This window comes from Streptomyces griseofuscus, assembly GCF_014673495.1.
GTDB classification, from domain to species: Bacteria; Actinomycetota; Actinomycetes; order Streptomycetales; family Streptomycetaceae; genus Streptomyces; species Streptomyces murinus.
This window is the reverse complement of the sequence record NZ_CP051006.1, coordinates 2,274,112-2,290,725: the sequence shown is the minus strand read 5'-3', so window position 1 is coordinate 2,290,725 and position 16,614 is coordinate 2,274,112. Positions and strand designations below refer to the sequence as shown.

Below are 16,614 nucleotides of genomic sequence, written 5' to 3'. Positions count from 1 at the left end.
CGCCCGAGGCATGAACCCGCAGCACCTCCCCGACGCCCCTGACGAGGACCAGCCCTACACGCCGCTGGGTCTGCTGGACGCCCGGATGCCCCCGCGGTACCGGACTGCCCGCGCCGACCACCCCGAGGTACTGGCCTGGACCCGCGACGTGATCGCCCGAGCCGAGGCACCCAACCCCGGCGCGCGACGACAGATCACCACCGGCCCCAGCCTGCTCCTCGCCGGCGTCACCGGCGCGGGCAAGACCCACCAGGTCTACGGCGCGGTCCGAACCTTCGGCGAAGCGGGTATCGCAGTCAGGTGGCGGGCCACCACGGCCGCCGACCTCTACGCGGACCTGCGCCCACGCCCCGGACACGACACCGAACGCGAACTCGAGACAGTCAGCCGCTACCCGCTGCTGATCCTGGACGACCTCGGCGCGGCCAAGACCTCCGAGTGGGTCGAGGAGATCACCTACCGGCTGATCAACCGCCGGTACAACCTGATGCTCCCCACGCTGATCACCACCAACCTCGCTATGCGCGACCTCCGCGAAAGTTCCCCGACCGCAAGCCGCGCCGACGCACCCGCAACCCGAGCCAGCGCACCCACAAGACGACCACCCGCCTGTCCGACACCGAGAAGACCGAGATCACCGCCGCCGCCAGGCAGCGCGCCGTCACCGTCGCCCGTTTCCTCGCCGCCGCCGGCCTCGCCGTCGCCCGCGGTTCGACGACCGTGCACACCAACGAACAGCTCGACGCCGCCATCGACGAGCTGGTCGCCTTGCGCACCGCCATCTCCCGTGTCGGCAACAACGTCAACCAGATCGCCTTCGTCTACAACGCCGGAGGACAGCCCCTCCCCGGCGAACTCGACCGCGCCCTGACGACCGTGAACCGCGTCCTGACCCGCGTGGACGACGCGGCCGACATCCTGGTGAAGAAGCGCCTCTGATGGTCCCCAAGATCCGACGCGGCTCGCGCACCCACGGCCTGCTCGTCTACCTGTACGGCCCCGGCAAGCGCGACGAGCACACCGACCCCCACCTCGTCGGCAGCTGGGACGGCTTCGCCCCCGACCCCGGCCGTGACACCAGCCCCGACCCCGACCCCAAGGTCACCCTGGCCCGGCTTGCCGCCGCCTTGGACCTGCGGGTCAAGCAGGCCAGCGACAAGGCGCCGGCCCAGTACGTCTGGCACTGCTCGGTCCGTACCGACCCCGGCGACCGGATCCTGACCGACGACGAGTGGAACACCGTCGCCCGCCGCCTGGTCCACGCTGTCAACCTCGCCCCCGAAGGCGATCCTGACGGCTGCCGCTGGGTCGCGGTGCGCCACGCTGACGACCACATCCACATCCTCGCCACCATGGTCCGAGGCGACCTGCGCCGCCCGAGGATGAACTACGACTTCAAGAAGGCCCAGGCCGAATGCCGTCGCATCGAACAGGAGATGGGCCTGCGTCGGCTCAAGCCCGGCGACGGAACCGGAGCCAACACGCCCACCAGTGCCGAGCGCTTCAAAGCGGAGCGGGTCGGCCGACCCGAGACACCGCGCGAGACGCTGCGCGAAGCCGTCCGCCAGGCCGTCGCCGGAGCCGTCGGCGAAGCCGAGTTCTTCACCCGCCTTCGCGAGGCCGGCCTGCGCGTAAAGCTCCGGCACGCCCCCTCCGGGGACGTCCTCGGCTACACGGTCGCGCTGCCCGGAGACCGCAACCGCGACCGCGAGCCGGTCTGGTTCGCGGGCTCGACCCTGGCCCCCGACCTCTCCTATCCCAGGATCCAGCGCCGCCTCGCCGACGGAACCCCTTACACAGGCCTGCTGCCGAAAGCCGACAGCAGCCGCTCGGACTGGTCACCGCCTGCACGGGGGCGACGCACCGCCACCGGGATCGCCGAGCGCGCCGCAGTCCTCCTGGACAGCGACGACGACGAAGCCGCAGCCCAACTCGTCGGAGTCGGCGAACTCCTGGACGCCGTTGCCCAGACCTCCCCGGCCGCCACCCGCGCCGAACTTGGCGCCGCCGCTCGCTCCTTCGAACGAGCCACCCGCAGCCACGTCCGAGCCGAACGCGCCGACACCCGGGCGATCCGCTCGGCGGCTCGGGGCATCGTCCAGGCCGGAGGTGCGCTCGGCCGAGGAGAAGACGGCGGAACCACCGCCATGCTCGTCTCCACCCTCGTCCTGGTGGCGCTGGCCGCAGCACGCTGGCACTCCGCACGCGGTCACGCCCAGCAGGCCGAAGCATCCCGGCAGGCCGCCGAGCACCTTCGCGCCGCCTACCACCAGGCCGCCGCCGCACCCATGCAGGCCCTGCGCGACCAGGGCCGAGCCTTGCCCGAAGCCCAGCGCCGCGCCTACGAGACCACCATCCGCACCGTCCTGCCCGAGAACCGCACCCGACCCGGCACGAGCACGAAGAACGACGCCCTGGCCGCCACCCTGGCTCAGGCCGAGCAGGCAGGCCACGACCCGAAGGCCCTCCTGCAGGAGGCCATCACCATGCGCGAACTCGACACGGCCGAGGACGTGAACGACGTCCTGGTCTGGCGACTGCGCCGCCTCGCCCAGCTCCCCGCCCACCCGGGCGAAGCCACTCGACGCCCGCAGGCCAGCACCGGCCGCGCCAAGCCTCCGGCCAACGGGACCGGCGTCCGGACCGCGCCCTCGGCCTCGCCCAAGCCCGCCGCCCCGGGCCCGCACAGCCGCCCGCCGCGCCGCTGACCAGCAGTCCGGCAGGCCCGCCACTGGCCTCCCGACCGCGCGAAGCCCCTGGACAACCGGTTTCACCGGCTGTTACGGATGAAGAGAAAGCCCTCGACCGGGAGATGACGCCCGTGCTCAGAACGACCGACCACCACGTAGAGCCGACCCACGTCCTGCCCGTCGCCCCCGCCGCAAGCGATCCGCTGCCGCAACTCCGGTACGAGACGCAGCCGCACAGCGGACCCGGCGCGACGCGCTGCCTCAGCCAACCGCCGGAGCTGACCCTGCGCGGGATCCCCGTGATGTGCTCGGCCTGCCGGGCCCGGCGCGACTGGCTGCTCATCAACCACGGCCGCAACGTCTGGATCCGCTGCCGCTGCAGCAACCAGTGGCTCGAGCCCGAGATCAGCCGCGCCGACTTCGACTCCATGATCGCCATCCCGGACGGGACGACGTACCCGAGTGTCGAGCAGGGCCTGATCGCACTCGGCTTCGACGGCGCCTTCGCTGGCACCTATCTGGAGTAACTGGTGCTCGCTGCTGGCCCGGCCACCCTGCTGGCGGCCGACGGCCCTGATCGGGCGACACCGGCAGTCGAGCATCGGCCGTGCTCTCAGGGATGCGACCACGGCCGACCGACTGCGGATGGAGTATCGCGGCGGCTGGGCCCACAAGTACGAGGCGCAGCTGGCACACGTCGGTGCCCGTGCCCAACTTCAGGCCGAGAGACAGAGAAGAACGACTCGACGACGTCCGTGAAGCCTCCACCGATCTCGCGACCTGCCTCATTACCCACGAACACGTCCAACGTCCTTGTCAAGACCTCTTATACCGCGAGACTGAGGTGCCGTGCCCTGGTGAGCGCGACGTAGAGCGCGCGGTGGGCTTCGTTGGTGGGGTTGAGACCTCTCAGGAGCGCGGCCTCGTCGATCTCCTCCAGCCTCACCCCGACCCGGTTCCACTCCCGCCCCTTCGCCTGGTGGCAGGTCATGCCGGGGACCAGCCCCTCACGGGCGACCTCGAGCCTCGCGCGCAGCTTGGCGAGGGCGGCCCGGGGTGTCCGTTTCTGGCCTTCCGACGGCACGACGGGCGTCATAGCGACCATTGTGGATGCCAAGTCGGTCCAGATTCCGCTGAGATTGCCCTGACCTGCCAGGCGCTCAAGGGCATTACGCAGATGCGGACGCAGCTGTGCGAGAGTGTCGCTCTCCATGATGCCCAGGCTGGTCCGGGCATCGACGAGGTCGATGCCCGGCCGGCCGAAGGTGCTCTGGGCGAGTTCGTTCAGGAGCAGGGTGCAGACGGCTTCCTGGAACTGGCCTGTCTTGGTCCTGACGGCCAGAGGAAGGATATGAGGGTCGGCATCCCACAAAAGTCTCCACTGCCGTGCGAGGACGACATCGACGTCGCGTGCCTCCCCTTCGGGAAGGACTACCCTCTCCTTGCCGCGCAGCTGGCGTGCCAACAATGTCTGAGCTGCGCTGCCACGCCAGCGGAACGAGGTCTGGAGTTCACTGCGCTGGAAGCCCAGTCGGTTCAGGAGGCGGGGGACGTTCTCTGGGCGTGCACCGCGAAAGCCGTAGAGAGCCTGCCACGGGTCTCCTACCAGGGTGATGACGAGGCCCGCGTCTGCCGCAAGGTGGATGACCCCTAGGTCCAAGTCGTTTGCGTCATAGACCTCGTCGACGAGCAGGGATCGGATCGTCGTGGCGAAGTAGGCCATCACGCAGGCGCGGACGCCCTCGATACGAAGAGCAACCTGCAGCACTTCGCGCACGTTGTCGTGCGTACACCGCCCTGCACCAACGGCCGAGGCGAAGCAGTCCGGTTTCACGAAGCTCTCCCGTCTCGCTTGCCGTACGGAGTCGGTGACGATACGCGTGCCATTCAGAGTGAGGACCGGCTTGTCAAGGGTGTAAGTGGTGGGCAGATGGGAACGCCATGTGTCCAGCACCTCGAGTTCCTGGTGGCCGCCGGGCCACTGGAGGATCCCGAAGCGCAGGAGGTGGGCGAGGAGATCGTTCAGGATCGTGTCGAGCGTGACGATGCGGTGAGGCCAAGCCAGGGCCGATGGGCCCCACTTCCGGGACACGCGGCTGCGTATCTCCTCGGTGGCCGAGCGGGTGAAACTGACCGCCACGACCGCCCGGTGATCGGTTGTACGTGCGTAGCGGTGCAGGCCGAAACGCTGGTTCGACACGGTCGTCTTCCCCGAACCAGGAAAAGCCTCTACGTAGAGAAGGCGGTGCGGGCTCGCTGCGGCAAGGACCTGTTCGGGTGTGAGAATGCGGGTGCCGGGCCCATAGTTACTCATGGTCGCCCGTCGTCTGCTGTACGGCGGCCGTGGGCCAGGCGCCTGGTTTGCGACGCTGAAGTTGGAGACTTTCCCAGGGCAGATCCTCTGCCTCTGGTCCGTCGGGATCGGGTTCGTACGTCGTCTCGTCGGCCCACTCCGGGCTCTCCAACTCGTCCGGCCAGAAAAGGCCCTCGACGTCGGCAGTCGGGACGTCGTCTGTGTCCCGTTCGCTGGCCCTCATGAACCAGTCCGGTTCGTCGAGAGCCTCAAGAGGGTCGCTGCCGTCCGCCGCGGCGCCATCTGCTGCCGGATCGGACGGGTACAGGAAGTCGAAGAGCTGCCGCATGTGCTCGGGGACTGTTGGTGGGTCGGGCACTTCCTCAGAGTCCGCCTCGTTGGCCTCCGCAAGCAGAGAGGCGAAGGCCAGCGCGAACTCGCCCTTCTTGCTGGAGCCTCGGCCGGCCTTGTTCGCGGGCTCCTCCTTCGTGCCCTTCTTCGAGCTGCGAAACAGCTCGTACATGGTGCGGGCCGTCACGTTTTCCTCGTCCAGGCCGACCTCGCGCAGAGCTGCGGCGATCAAGCGCTCGTTGCCCTTGGTGATGGACGGTTCCAGGGTCGGGTGGCTGACGAAGGCGTCGACGACCGAGGGGTCGTGTTCGGAGAGCCATCCGGGTTTCTTGCGCTCCTCGCTCTCGAAGGGCAGGTCGCTGTCGACGAGGACCGCCAGCTTGGTGCATAGTTCGCTTCCCCGGGTCGCCAGGAGATGCGCCGGCCACTGTCCGACTTTCCATCCCATGTGCACGATGCTGAGTGCGTCGATGAAAGCGTGTTTGAGCGTGTCCCGACCGGCCCAGGTCCTGCCGAACTCCCGGAGGACAGCGGCGTCGGTGACACCCTCGACGAGGACGAGGCGATCCGCGAAGAGAGCGGCGGACCGGCTCGCATCCAGATGGAGCCGGGTCTTCCGCAGGGTGATGTCACGGTGCTCGGCCGGCACGACGTCGGCGACGGTGCGGCACACCCTTCCTTGCGCCGTCCGGCGCACGACGACGAGTTCCTCCGGGGCACAGGACGTGATGACGTCCGTCGCGTGGCTGGAGAGGATGACCTGCAGTTCCGGCCGTTGCTTGACCGTCCTGCGCAAGTACCGGACAAGGGCGTGCTGCAACTGCGGATGGAGGTGCGCCTCGGGCTCCTCGATGACGACCGTTGCGTGGAAGGGCTTCGTACCGAAGAAGGAATCCTCCTCCGACTCGGCGTCGGCCTGGGCCTGTTCGAGGTTCCGGACCGCCTGCTGGATCTCGTCCTCTACCGTGAGGGGCGGCCGATCAGCGACATCCGAGTGAGGCCGGGCAGCGTCCTGCGGAAGCTCGGTGGAGTCAGGTATCGCCGCCAGGGTCACAGCTATGTGCAACAGGTTCACGTATCCCAGGCCGGACACTTCGAGAGGCCGGGCGAAGGCGCGTCCTTCCATCACGGCGAGCATGAGCTCCAAGACGCGGGCGAGGTAGGTGTCGTCGATGACCTGGCCTCGTATGTACGGCCACTGAAGATTCACCCCAGCCGACAGATCTGTCAGGTAGCCGCGAATCCGCGCCTCGACAGCATCAATGATGTTTTCCTTGGCCAGCTCCTCCAGCAGTTGGGAGGCCCGCGCCCGGAGACCCACCAGGTTCCGGGTGCCGCTCTGGCGCTGCTGTTCGGCACGGAGCAGCTCCACCAGGATCCGTGTCTCTCGGCGGGCCAGCTCGTCCAGCGGATGGCGCCAGGCTGGCAGGTAGATGAGTTTGTACGGGTCCAAGTCTAGAGACCTGCCGTGCGCCGCCTCGATCTTCGTGGCGACACTGCCGAGCCTGCGGCTCAGCGTGACACCCCATTTCTGGGCGACTTCGCCGAGCCGTTGATGGCCGACCCCGTGCAGCTGACGTCCGAGGCGGCCTTCCTCGGCGAGACTGTCGGCCAGCTTGTACGCCACATCGATGGTGCGGTTAGAGCCTTTGAGCGCGAGCGTGGCAGATCCGTACCTCGGTAGGACCGGGAAGCGGGAACTGGGATGAGCGAGGTAGAGCGCATCCGTGAGCGTCGTCTTTCCGGCGCCGTTGGCTCCGATCAGCACGCTGAAACGGCCGGGCAAGTGGCAGACCAGCTCGCCCTCCATGCTCGCCCGAAACCCGCTCACCGCGATACGACTCAGGTGCACCATGCCCCCCATGGACAAGAAGTACGTCAGTAGTCATCATCGCCCCCGACAGTGACAACTCCCGGCTGTTTGTGCTCACTTGCAGTCTGGATGTGGGCCCGGGCGAAACCGACCGTCAGGTGACCAGAACGACAAGAGTCGCAAGACGGGGGAGCCCGAGGGCGAGATCCTCTCGGGCTCCCCGACCTTCTGCGGTTGCGGTCAGACCTCGGCGAGGTGGTTGGAGAGGTCCAAGGCGAAGGTGGCGACCGCGAGGGCGGCGCACAGGCCGGTCACCTCGTGGAGGGTGGGGCGGACCAGGCGCGGCCAGTCGTCGGGGGCGGCGGGCCAGGAGCCGAGGAGGGCCTCGGTGGTGGCCAGGCCGAGGTGGGCGGTGACGTCCCAGCCTGCGCGGGAGGCGGGCTCCCAGTGCAGGCGGATACGGCCGAGCGGGAGTTCGGTGGTGCCCGCCGGGAGCCAGGAGACGTCGAGCGGTCCCTCCGGGAGGGCTGAGACGCGCTGGACCAGTGCGCCGAGCACTCCCGGCGGCATGGGCCGCACGGCGAGGGTGTGCAGCGGGTAGGCGGTGGAAGGGTGGGGGCGCGGTGAGATCGGGGCCTCCTGGACAGGTCCGTACGGCGGGTCAGGCCCAGGCGAGGGCGTTGCGGACCGATGCCGGGAGGTAGCCCTCTTGGCCGTCCTCGGCGATGAACGCCATGCCGTTGCCCACGACGACGTCGGTGCCGAGGTAGTGGGCAAAGGGCCAGTCGGGGTTAGGGTCTGTTGCGAAAGTGGATCTTGTTCGTTGATGATCACCTTTCGTGGGACGTGGGGATCTGACGAACGGCCAGTGGGCCCGGCTTGAGCCGTTGCTGCCGCAAGGCATCAAGCCGGGTCGTCCGCAGGTGTGGACGCGGCGGCAGCTGATAGACGGCATACGGTGGCGGACCCGGACCGGTGCCCCATGGCGTGACGTGCCCGAACGCTACGGGCCGTGGGACCGGGTTTATGACCTGTTCCGGCGCTGGCAGCGGGACGGCACCTGGGCGAGGATCCTCACCCAGCTCCAGGCCGAGGCCGATGCGGAGGGCCTGGTCACCTGGGACGTGAACGTCGACTCCACCGTCTGCCGGGCTCACCAGCACGCTGCCGGCGCGGTGAAAAGGGGGATCTCCAGAAGGAACCGCCCGGCGGGATCTTCGTCGAGCCGGCCGACCACGGTCTCGGACGATCCCGCGGCGGGCTGACCAGCAAAATCCACCTCGCGGTCGAGCAGGGGCAGAAGCCCTTGTCCGTCGTGATCACGGCTGGACAGCGGGGCGATTCCCCGCAGTTCGAAGCGGTCCTGGAAGCCATCCGGGTTCCGAGGCTGGGACTCGGCAGGCCGCGCAAGAGGCCGGACCGGGTGCGGGCCGACAAGGCGTACGACTCCCGCAGCAACCGCTCCTACCTGCGCAGACGCGGCATCAAAGCCACCATCCCAGTCCCTGCGGACCGCGTCCGCAACCGCCTCAAGCGCGGCTCGCGCGGCGGGCGTCCACCGGCGTTCGACAAGGACGACTACAGGCAGCGGCACGCGGTCGAGTGCGGGATCAACCGGCTCAAACGCCACCGGGCCGTCGCCACTCGGTACGACAAACTCGCCGTCCGCTACGAAGCGACAGTGCTGGTCGCAGCCATCAACGAGTGGCTTTGACCAGCACTTTCACAACACGCCCTAACGGCCAGGCGGATCGGCAGGTCGGGGTCGAGGTTCTGAAGTTGGCGGAGCAGGTGGCCGACGGTCAGGTGCTGGGGCAACGGGGAGCCTCCGGGATCGAGGGTGAAGCGGTGTGGTGATAGAGCGTCAGGGGTGTTGAGGCAGAGTTGGTCGCGCAAGGCCGGCTGCTGGGTGGTTCAGCGGCTTGCGATGAGCGCGGCGAGGAATCCGGCCACGGCCTCGGAGGGGGTGTCGGGGCCGAACTCCTGGATCCAGGGCTCGGCGTCGGAGGGGTGGACCCGGACCTGCCAGACGATGCCGCGCTTCCAGGCGGTGGTGTCCTCGGGGAGCCAGCCGACGTAGACGCGGCCGTCCGGGCTGGTGCAGTGCACGTTGGCCTCCGGGGTGTCGACTATCGCCCAGCCGAGCCCGCCGAGCAGTTCGAGTACCGGGCTCGCGCAGTGGTCGCTGGAGAGCCAGGCGCGTTCCTCCACGGCGGGGCGGACGACGGCTGGCAGGAGGGTGCTGGAAGCGTTCACGAGTGGGCGTCCCTTCGTTGACCTGCGGGTTTTCCCGAGGTTCGTACGTTGACATGCGGTGTGCCGAAGTACGTAGTCGTTTCCGGGAAGGTGAGGTCTGCCGTGGGCGAACTGGCCGTCGAGGAGGGCGGAGGTCGGCGGGCCGGGGAATGGATCGGCGCGGCCGGTTGTCGTAACCGGGTTGCGGCGCAGGGCCGTACAGAGCAGAAGGGGCAGGCCGTGGCGGAGTCGAGCAGACACTGGGACGGTGCCGGGCTGGAGCGCAAGATCCGTGGCGCCGGGCGGCCGTGGACAGTGGGCGACATAGCGATGGTGGCCAACGGGCAGTGGGCCGTGGGCATCCAGGCCGGGAGGCAGCGTGGCAGGGAAGTCGTGGTGGAGCGTCGGATCGCGGACGGGCGGCGCGTCGAGCTGACGTTGGTGGAGCTGGCCCGCGCGATGGACTCCCGGTTCGGCGCGGCCCATCGCGACGAAGACTCCCGCTGACCGGTTACCGTCCGGGCCGGTCGTGGCCACCGTGGGGCGGACAGCGGCCGACGGGGCGGGCTGGTCCGGCGGTTGGCCCAGCGCACGCGGCGCGTGCGCGGAGCGGGCGACAGCGGCCTGGGCCAGGCTGAGCGACGGTGCCCGGTCCGTGGCCACGGCGGCTTCGCGGGCCTCGATCACGTGGCTGATCGCCTGCAGGGCTGTGCGGCTCTCGGCCTGCGCGACGCGCAGGTCCACCACCGAGCTGGTGATCCGCTCCAGGTCGTGGAAGGCCGGCACATGATCGGGCCGGGTGAGGGCGTGCAGACGCTCCTGGTGGACGGCGACCGCGTTGTTCGAGACGACGAGGCTCGATCGGATATGCATCGCCGAGCGGAGGAGCGGGTCCTCGACGGGGCGGCGGACCGCGAGGGTTTCCAGCGCGTCGATGGGGGCGGCCCAGGCTTTCTCGATCACGGCTGTGGCCTGATCGAGTGAGGTGGCGTCGGGCATGGCGGAACTCCCGGTATTCGGAGGTGCTGCTTCGGTCAGAGGCGACGTCTCGGAGGGGCTGGGGGGGCGGTAGTCAGAGGCTGTGCCGTGGGGCCGACGGGCTGGCCGGCGGCCTGGCCGCGGCTGCGTGTGCGAGGTTGCCCGACAGATTCTGTGCCGAAGTCGCGGTGCGACTGCGAGCGGCCACCACGCGGAGGGCGGCTGCCGTCTGCGGGGCGCGCGCGGCGCGGCGGACGGCCTGGGCGACAGCGGTGCGGCGCACGTCAAGTGGGGTCGGAGTACGAGAGATCTGAGGATCGGCGGCTTGGCCGACCGGGGCCAGCGTGACCAGGTGCTCCACCTTGCGGTTGATCTGGTGCCGCTCACGAATTGCCGGGGCTGAGTCCGACATGGCGGCTGCGGTCGCGGCGATCAGGTGGGTCGGGGTGCGGGCTGTGAAGACCGCTTCCGCGCGCGTGCCCCAACCCGGAGGGCCGGCCCACAGCCTGACGGTTTCGTCGTCCCAGTCAGAGAGGCGGTTGTCGATCAGAACGCCTGCTTGTCCGTCGGGGGCGGTGATCTCGACAGTGCCGCGCTCGGCCGCCCCGTCGCGGGTCCAGCCGGCATTGGTCAGCGGCCGGACGGCATCAGCCCAGTACAATGACGGGTTCGTCAAGAAGCGCGCGTTGCCTTCGGTGGCGTCGGCTTCGGCGTAGTCGCGGGCCAGAGTGCTGGTGAGCCCGGCGACGATCTCGGCAGGGGTGACGTGGTTGAAGGTTGCCGTCCAGCGGGGTGCGGAGACGGCGTCCTTGGCGGCGGTGATCTTCCACAGTTCGAAGTCGTCGCCGAACCAGCCGATCCGTATTCGCTGGTCGGGCGAGGTGACGAGGAGCTGGCAGGGGCCCTCGTCGAGATAGTGGTGCGGCCAGTGACTGACAGGGGCGAAGCCAGCGTCCCCGGTCCCGTTGGAGCCGGCCAGGTACATGGGGCTGACCAGTACCTCTTGATAGGGATGCTGGTCGTAGGGCTGGGTGTTCACGGTCGAGACTCCGAGGTGTAGGAGGGGAACGCGCCCGCGTGCGCAGAGGAACGAACGGCTGGACTGCACGGGGGCGCCGTGGCAGCGGCGTGAAGCGGCTGGCTCTCAGTGCCATCCGGATCACCGGCCCCGGGAGGAGGCCGACTGAGCGGCCAGGCCACCGGCACCCGCGGTTATGGCTGCGGGGCATGACTGACCAGGGAGTTCGGCGTGGCGGTGCTGCGGCGCAGGGCGGCTGTGGTCCGGATGCCGTCCGACCCGGGCGGGATGCCCGTGTGGGTGCGCGTGGCCGCCGCGACCCGGACAGGGGCGGGACGTGGTGCAGCGACGGGGGTGCTGCAGTGCTCGACGGCTGCGTAGACCGGACCCAGCGCCCCTCCGGCGGCGGTCAGGACGTACGGATCGCCGTGGCGCGGTCCGGTGCGGGTGACCAGGCCGTCGAGCTGAAGCCGGATCAGGCGCTGGCGGGTGAAGCTCTTGTCCAGTCCTGCCTGTTCGGCGATGTGGACGAACCGCATGGGCCCGCCCGCGTCGAGGGCCTGGATCACGGCGGTCGAGTGGCGGAGGTGCAGCCGGGCTCCGACGTCGGAGGCACGAAGCACGAGCCACCTCGCGTCGTACCGGAGATCGGCCAGGGAGCCGAGTACGGCACCAAGTGCCCGCACAGGAGGCTGGGTTGGGTCGTCTCCCAGACACCACGGGCAGAATTCCACGTCGCCAGGGGAACCGGCGGGCGAGGAGAGGAGACCTCGGACATTCTCGATCACCACCAAGCAGGGGCGGAGGGCTTCGACCGCACGGGCGACGTGCAGCCACAGCCCCGAGCGGGTGTGGGGGTTGAGTCCGGCCCGGCGGCCGGCGACGGAGACGTCTTTGACAAGGGAAACCGGCCGTCAGGACACACACCCGAGGCACATAGGCCCAGTTGACGGCCGTGATGTCTCCCAGATTGGGCACGCCGGGCCAGTGCCGGGCCAGGATGCGCGCGGCGTCGGGGTTGATCTCGGCGTGCCAGGCCAGAGTGCCGCCGAGCGCGGCCTGGACCCCGAGGTCCAGACCGCCGTAACCCGAGCAGAGCGAGCCGATCAACGGCGTTCGCAAGGTGGTGGGTTCCATGTCACCGGCCACGTGCGATTCGGTCCGAGGGGGCCGCCACCGCCGTGGTGACGTTGGGCGGCGGGGGCCCGGGAGAATGCGCCGTGGTCGCGGACCGGCTGCGGGCGGCCTGGAGCCGCGCGGCCGGGGGAGAGATCGTTGGCGATGCGGCGTACAGGGAGTTGGCCCCGTCGTGCAGGGCCGTGCCGGCGGTGGCGAGTGCTTCCTCCACCACCCGTATTGCTGCCTCCCGGGCATCCCTGGCGTCGGGCTGGTCGCGCAGACTTTCGGTCTGGTTCAGGAAGGCGAGCTGGTGGGCCACCGCTCCCAGGGCGGAAGCCGCTTCGCCGGCGGGCTCGACGGCGGCGGCGAAGCTGGTGATCAGGCGAGCGGTGTGGGGCGCCTGGTCCTGGTCAGCGGCGCGGAAGAGGACCTCGTCGCCCAGAGCGGTGACCAGCTTTCCGAGCTCGGAGATCTGGCGGGCGACGGCGACGACGTCGGGTGAGCGGTGGGGGTCTCCCGGCACCGGCAGCTTGCCGCGCTGGGCGTCGAAGGCGGACGCCGTGGCGCGCAGGGCCAGGGCGTCGGAGAGTGGGGTGTTGTCCACGGGGCGTTCCAAGGGGGGACGGTCGGATGGGCGGGGTTGGTGGGCGAGTGAGGACGGCTCAGCCGTGGGCGCGCGAGGGCGGTCGTGCGGCTGATGACGTGGAGGGAGGGCCTGGGCATTCCGAGGGCCGTGCGGCCGGTCGCGCCATGCTGCGGGCGAGCGCGGCGTGGACCTGCGCGGTCGGGGGTCCCTCTGTCGGTGGCGCGGGCGGCGCCGGAGCGGGGTGGCCGTTCGCGGCTTGCCAGCGGGCACGCACGTTGTCGAGCGGCCCGAGCGCGTGCAGGGCGTGGCTGATGAGCCGTCCAGGGGCCAGGGTCTCGTTCTCGGCCAGGGCGCGGATGGCGCGGGCGGAGGCGGCGGCCGTACGGGCGACGGAGGAACGCATGATCTGCTCGCCGAGCCATTCGGTGCTGCCGGGGCCGACGCCGTCGTAGATGGCGGTGAGCTGTTCGGTGGTCAGCGTGCCGTCGGCGAGCAGACCGCGCCGCTGGGCTTCCCACAGCACGGTTATCCGGTCGATGGGTTCGCCGCGGTGGTGCAGCGCTCCCAGGCAGCGGTAGAGCTGGGCGTGGGCGGGGTCGGCGAAGTCGCCGGGTCGCAGCCAGCCGACGACTTCGTCCATCGCCTTCGGCCGCTCGACCAAGACCGCCAGCAGGATCTGCTCGTCCTCGGCGACCTGTTCCGCTCGTACCGACGGCGGCGCGACGGGAGCTGTGGGCGGCGGCGTCGTCGGGGCGGCCGGGCGCGGTTCGGACCCCCAGCGGCGCGCGAGGTCTTCGAGCACCCCGGCCAGGACGTCCGCATGGTGCAGCGCTCCTTCCACCTCACCATGGAGGGCGTCGGCGCGGGCTGCCTGGTGGAGGCGGATCGCGTGCGCGGTCACGCTGCGGTGGATCGCTCCCTCCAGCACCATCCGGCCGTACACCGGGGCGTGGTCGGGTCGCGGGCAGGCCGAGATCAGGGTGTGGGGATACACGGCGGTCAGCCCTCGGACATGGTTGCTGGCCTCGGCGACGGCGTCCGTCACCCAGGACAGCGGCACGCGTTCTCCGGTCGCCACGGCCGGATGGTTCTTGGTCCGGAGCTTGCGCATGGCGGCGAACAGCGCCTGGTGGATGGGCCGGTAGAAGTGATCAGGCGCGAGCCAGTCCAGGTGCGCGAGCTGGCCGGGGTCGAGCAGCACCGAGCCGAGCAACGCCTGCTCGGCACTCAGTAGCGGGTTCATCGTCGCCACCCGGGGTGGGGAGTCGGCGGGTTGTCCTGCTGGGAGCGGAGATCGGCGACGGCCTGGTAGGCGGCGGTCATCGCGTCGGCGAAGCGGTCCAGCTCGCCGGTGAACGTCGGATCGGTGGCGAGGATCGGGCCGGAACCGGTGACCAGCCACCACTGGCCACCGCGTCGGACGACCGGTGACCGGCCGAGACGTTCGGAATGCGTCGGAGGAGGGGACGGAGTGCGCGAGGACACGAGGGGGCTCCTGAGCAGGTAGAGGGGAGGGGCAGGCCGTGAGGTCGACGTCGGCCTGGACGGGGGTGCCGGAGGGGCAGGACCAGGGCGAGCAGCCGTCCGGATCGCCGTTCTCCAGTTCGGCGTCCGCGGGCGCGTCGAAGATGTCGCCCTGACGTCCGGACCACTCGTGGGCGGTGACCCGGTCGATCGGTGCCTGGTCCAGAGGCCGGCGACTGAGGTGCAGTTACGCGTTGAAGCGCTCATGCCGACAGCCCGAATCGTCGCGGCCCAGTGACTTGGCGATGGCCCGCTCCGTGATGGCCTTCGTCGCGCGGGCCGAGGCCGGACCGACCACCTTGGCGGCGGGCTCCTTGTACCAGGGCCGCAGGTCGAGCATCGCCACCCGGATACCAGTGGCGAGCAACAGCGCCTTCCCCTTGGGGAGCGCGCGGATCGCGTCGGGGGGCAGGATCCGCTCGGTGCGCATGCTCACCGAGGTGGACTTGCCGCCGTCGCTGGTCGACACCGACGTCGTCTGCACGTCGTGGTCACCGACCTGCCTGCTCAGACGGTCGGCGAAGTCGGCGTCGTCGATGCCACTTCCGATGATCTTGATCGTGGCGGCGGACCAGAGTGCGTCCATGCCGGCCTCGCCCCAGCACCGCTGGCCCTGTCGGTAGGACTGCAGGATCGTCATCGGGATCACGCCCCGTGAGCCCAGGTGGCTGTAGAGGTCCGGGAGATCGGAGATCTTGCAGACGTTGGCGGCCTCGTCGAGGACGCACAGGGCGGGCGGGTCGAGCCGCCCGCCGGAGCGCTCGGCGACGACCACGGCCGCGCGCATCACCGCGTCGGCCACCGCGGCGATGATCGCGGATGCCGAGCCGCCGCCGTCCTTGCTGAGCAGGTACAACGTGTCGCGGGAGGTGGCGAACGCGTAGGGCTTGAACTCGGGAAGGTGCTTGTCGGGGGTGACCCAGGCGGCGACGTCCGGGGCGAGCAGGCAGCTCGCGTACTGCCGCGCGGTCTCGTAGATGCCGTCACGGGTTTCCGTGGCTCCGCTGACGGTGCCCTGGAGCTGGGCGGCGACCGCGTCGTGGCCGGCGTCGGTGAGCAGGTCCACCGGAGTGCGGTCAGCGGGGGAGGCGAGCCAGGCCAGGACATCGGTGATCGGGCGCCGATGGCTGGCGGCGGCCAGGAACAGCGCGCCCAGCGTGTTGCTTGCGGCGGTGGACCAGAAGTCGGAGCCGCTGGATTCGTCGACGCTGGCGGCGACGAAGTGCCCGGCCAAACGTTTCGCCCCGGCCAGGTCGCGGGCGTCGGCCAGGATGTCCCACCACATCTCGCGCGGGTGGTGTGCGATCTGCTGCGGGTCGAGCGTCCAGATCGTGCCGACCTTGGCGCGGGCGTCCACTGTCGCAGTGAAGGCGTCGTTCGCCGCCTTGTTCGAGGTCAGCAGCACCGGGCCGGGAGCGGCGAGGATCGCGGGGATCGCCAGCCCGGACGTCTTGCCGGAGCGCGGGGCCATGATCGCGACGATCACGTCCTCCCAGGAGGCGCGGACCTCGCCTCGGCCCGGGGAGTGCGTGCCGAGGAGGATCCCGCGGTCGGCGGGAGTGACCTCTTTCTGTTTGAGATCGGACAGACTCGGCCGCAGGCTCTTCGCCTTTGCGGTGATCTCCTTGTCCATCAGTGGGGCGAGATCTTGCTTGCGGGCGAGGCCGTTCTTCGGGCCGCCGCGCAGCCGCAGCCACAGAACCAGGCCGGTGACGGTGAGGCAGACGGAGAGCAGGCCGGGGACGAGTCGCGCGCCGACCAGCAGGGCGGTGGAGCTCAGGTGTGGCCACAGCACGTCGGGGTGCAGCAGGGCGTCGGCGGCCTTGAACGGCGCCCAGGGGCCGGTGCCGACGAGAGCGTTGGTGAGGTTGCCGGTCAGCCAGGCCAGGGAGCCGAAGGCGATGGGGGCGCCGAGGACGCCGAACAGGAGGTAGAGGAGCGCGTCGGAGCCGGTGGTGGTCGAGGGCGCGCTGGTACGCGGGGTGGGCATGGCGGATCCAAGGAGGG

16 protein-coding genes and 3 pseudogenes are annotated in these 16,614 nt (G+C 70.1%); 7 read left to right on the top strand and 12 right to left on the bottom strand.

Features of this window, described 5'->3' with window-relative positions; genetic code table 11:
- Positions 1-10: 10 nt before the first annotated feature.
- The 4 genes and pseudogenes from HEP81_RS41450 to HEP81_RS10025 form a co-directional block, all read left to right on the top strand.
- A pseudogene (locus HEP81_RS41450) lies at positions 11-628 on the top strand (ATP-binding protein); the annotation flags it as partial.
- Positions 610-939 carry a plasmid mobilization relaxosome protein MobC gene (gene mobC / locus HEP81_RS41445; protein ID WP_037662485.1) on the top strand — a complete coding sequence of 110 codons (330 nt, stop codon included), beginning with the start codon at positions 610-612 and terminating at the stop codon, positions 937-939. The pseudogene HEP81_RS41450 and the gene mobC, both read left to right, overlap by 19 nt.
- Positions 939-2,708 carry a relaxase/mobilization nuclease domain-containing protein gene (locus tag HEP81_RS10030; protein ID WP_037662449.1) on the top strand — a complete coding sequence of 590 codons (1,770 nt, stop codon included), beginning with the start codon at positions 939-941 and terminating at the stop codon, positions 2,706-2,708. Before mobC ends, HEP81_RS10030 begins: the two co-directional genes overlap by 1 nt.
- A 104-nt stretch (positions 2,709-2,812) precedes the next feature.
- Complete coding sequence (locus tag HEP81_RS10025) at positions 2,813-3,217, top strand: hypothetical protein (RefSeq protein ID WP_037662452.1); 405 nt, start codon at positions 2,813-2,815, stop codon at positions 3,215-3,217.
- A 299-nt stretch (positions 3,218-3,516) separates the two neighbouring features.
- On the opposite strand, the gene HEP81_RS10020 is transcribed toward HEP81_RS10025, so the two are convergent.
- The 3 genes from HEP81_RS10020 to HEP81_RS10010 all read right to left on the bottom strand — a co-directional run bounded on the left by HEP81_RS10020 (position 3,517) and on the right by HEP81_RS10010 (position 7,717).
- Positions 3,517-5,004: a UvrD-helicase domain-containing protein gene (locus tag HEP81_RS10020; protein ID WP_078967691.1), complete on the bottom strand. Its 1,488-nt coding sequence runs from the start codon at positions 5,002-5,004 to the stop codon at positions 3,517-3,519.
- Positions 4,997-7,189: an ATP-dependent nuclease gene (locus HEP81_RS10015; RefSeq protein ID WP_157854596.1), complete on the bottom strand. Its 2,193-nt coding sequence runs from the start codon at positions 7,187-7,189 to the stop codon at positions 4,997-4,999. The genes HEP81_RS10020 and HEP81_RS10015 overlap by 8 nt, the downstream gene beginning before the upstream one ends.
- Positions 7,190-7,387: 198 nt before the next feature.
- Positions 7,388-7,717, bottom strand: coding sequence for a hypothetical protein (locus tag HEP81_RS10010; RefSeq protein WP_037662459.1), 330 nt, complete (start codon positions 7,715-7,717; stop codon positions 7,388-7,390).
- 269 nt (positions 7,718-7,986) lie between these two features.
- On the opposite strand from HEP81_RS10010, the gene HEP81_RS10005 reads away from it, so the two are divergent.
- Positions 7,987-8,861 (top strand): IS5 family transposase gene (locus tag HEP81_RS10005; protein ID WP_207748323.1). Its coding sequence is split into 2 segments (ribosomal slippage): positions 7,987-8,380 and positions 8,380-8,861, totalling 876 coding nucleotides; the frame shifts between segments, so codons are not numbered across the junction.
- A 200-nt stretch (positions 8,862-9,061) separates the two neighbouring features.
- Here HEP81_RS10005 and HEP81_RS10000 read toward each other — a convergent pair.
- Complete coding sequence (locus tag HEP81_RS10000; protein WP_037655298.1) at positions 9,062-9,403, bottom strand: SPDY domain-containing protein; 342 nt, start codon at positions 9,401-9,403, stop codon at positions 9,062-9,064.
- A 102-nt stretch (positions 9,404-9,505) separates the two neighbouring features.
- Between HEP81_RS10000 and HEP81_RS09995 the strand changes: the two genes are divergently transcribed.
- Both HEP81_RS09995 and HEP81_RS09990 read left to right on the top strand, forming a co-directional pair.
- Complete coding sequence (locus HEP81_RS09995; RefSeq protein ID WP_243279365.1) at positions 9,506-9,889, top strand: hypothetical protein; 384 nt, start codon at positions 9,506-9,508, stop codon at positions 9,887-9,889.
- Between the two features lie 180 nt (positions 9,890-10,069).
- Positions 10,070-10,366, top strand: a complete 297-nt coding sequence (locus HEP81_RS09990) for a hypothetical protein (RefSeq protein WP_190275975.1) — start codon at positions 10,070-10,072, stop codon at positions 10,364-10,366.
- A gap of 88 nt (positions 10,367-10,454) precedes the next feature.
- On the opposite strand, the gene HEP81_RS09985 is transcribed toward HEP81_RS09990, so the two are convergent.
- From HEP81_RS09985 to HEP81_RS09960, 8 genes and pseudogenes are all read right to left on the bottom strand, one after another.
- Positions 10,455-11,345: an SPDY domain-containing protein gene (locus tag HEP81_RS09985; RefSeq protein WP_421673952.1), complete on the bottom strand. Its 891-nt coding sequence runs from the start codon at positions 11,343-11,345 to the stop codon at positions 10,455-10,457.
- A 227-nt stretch (positions 11,346-11,572) separates the two neighbouring features.
- The gene (locus HEP81_RS41440) at positions 11,573-12,001 is read right to left on the bottom strand and encodes a winged helix-turn-helix transcriptional regulator (RefSeq protein ID WP_243279364.1); all 429 of its coding nucleotides are present in this window, start codon (positions 11,999-12,001) and stop codon (positions 11,573-11,575) included.
- A 33-nt stretch (positions 12,002-12,034) separates the two neighbouring features.
- Positions 12,035-12,211, bottom strand: a pseudogene (locus HEP81_RS42640) (DNA cytosine methyltransferase); the annotation flags it as partial.
- A 121-nt stretch (positions 12,212-12,332) separates the two neighbouring features.
- Positions 12,333-12,515: pseudogene (locus tag HEP81_RS42130) on the bottom strand (DNA cytosine methyltransferase); the annotation flags it as partial.
- A gap of 1 nt (position 12,516) precedes the next feature.
- The gene (locus tag HEP81_RS09975) at positions 12,517-13,101 is read right to left on the bottom strand and encodes a hypothetical protein (protein WP_037655303.1); all 585 of its coding nucleotides are present in this window, start codon (positions 13,099-13,101) and stop codon (positions 12,517-12,519) included.
- 58 nt (positions 13,102-13,159) lie between these two features.
- A complete protein-coding gene (locus HEP81_RS09970) occupies positions 13,160-14,326 on the bottom strand; it encodes a DnaB-like helicase N-terminal domain-containing protein (RefSeq protein WP_037655306.1) in 1,167 nt (388 codons plus the stop codon).
- Entirely contained in the window at positions 14,323-14,568 is a 246-nt protein-coding gene (locus tag HEP81_RS09965) for a hypothetical protein (protein ID WP_037655308.1), read from the bottom strand. Before HEP81_RS09965 ends, HEP81_RS09970 begins: the two co-directional genes overlap by 4 nt.
- 226 nt (positions 14,569-14,794) lie before the next feature.
- Positions 14,795-16,597: a type IV secretory system conjugative DNA transfer family protein gene (locus tag HEP81_RS09960; protein ID WP_037655309.1), complete on the bottom strand. Its 1,803-nt coding sequence runs from the start codon at positions 16,595-16,597 to the stop codon at positions 14,795-14,797.
- Positions 16,598-16,614: the final 17 nt, after the last annotated feature.

Bases quoted from the DNA above. Each gene is read 5' to 3' on its own strand.
- HEP81_RS10030 (WP_037662449.1), top strand. From the start codon at position 939: ATGGTCCCCAAGATCCGACGCGGCTCGCGCACCCACGGCCTGCTCGTC.
- HEP81_RS10025 (WP_037662452.1), top strand. From the start codon at position 2,813: ATGACGCCCGTGCTCAGAACGACCGACCACCACGTAGAGCCGACCCAC.
- HEP81_RS09985 (WP_421673952.1), bottom strand. From the start codon at position 11,345: ATGTACCTGGCCGGCTCCAACGGGACCGGGGACGCTGGCTTCGCCCCT.
- HEP81_RS10020 (WP_078967691.1), bottom strand. From the start codon at position 5,004: ATGAGTAACTATGGGCCCGGCACCCGCATTCTCACACCCGAACAGGTC.
- HEP81_RS10015 (WP_157854596.1), bottom strand. From the start codon at position 7,189: ATGGTGCACCTGAGTCGTATCGCGGTGAGCGGGTTTCGGGCGAGCATG.
- HEP81_RS10010 (WP_037662459.1), bottom strand. From the start codon at position 7,717: ATGCCGCCGGGAGTGCTCGGCGCACTGGTCCAGCGCGTCTCAGCCCTC.
- HEP81_RS09960 (WP_037655309.1), bottom strand. From the start codon at position 16,597: ATGCCCACCCCGCGTACCAGCGCGCCCTCGACCACCACCGGCTCCGAC.
- HEP81_RS09970 (WP_037655306.1), bottom strand. From the start codon at position 14,326: ATGAACCCGCTACTGAGTGCCGAGCAGGCGTTGCTCGGCTCGGTGCTG.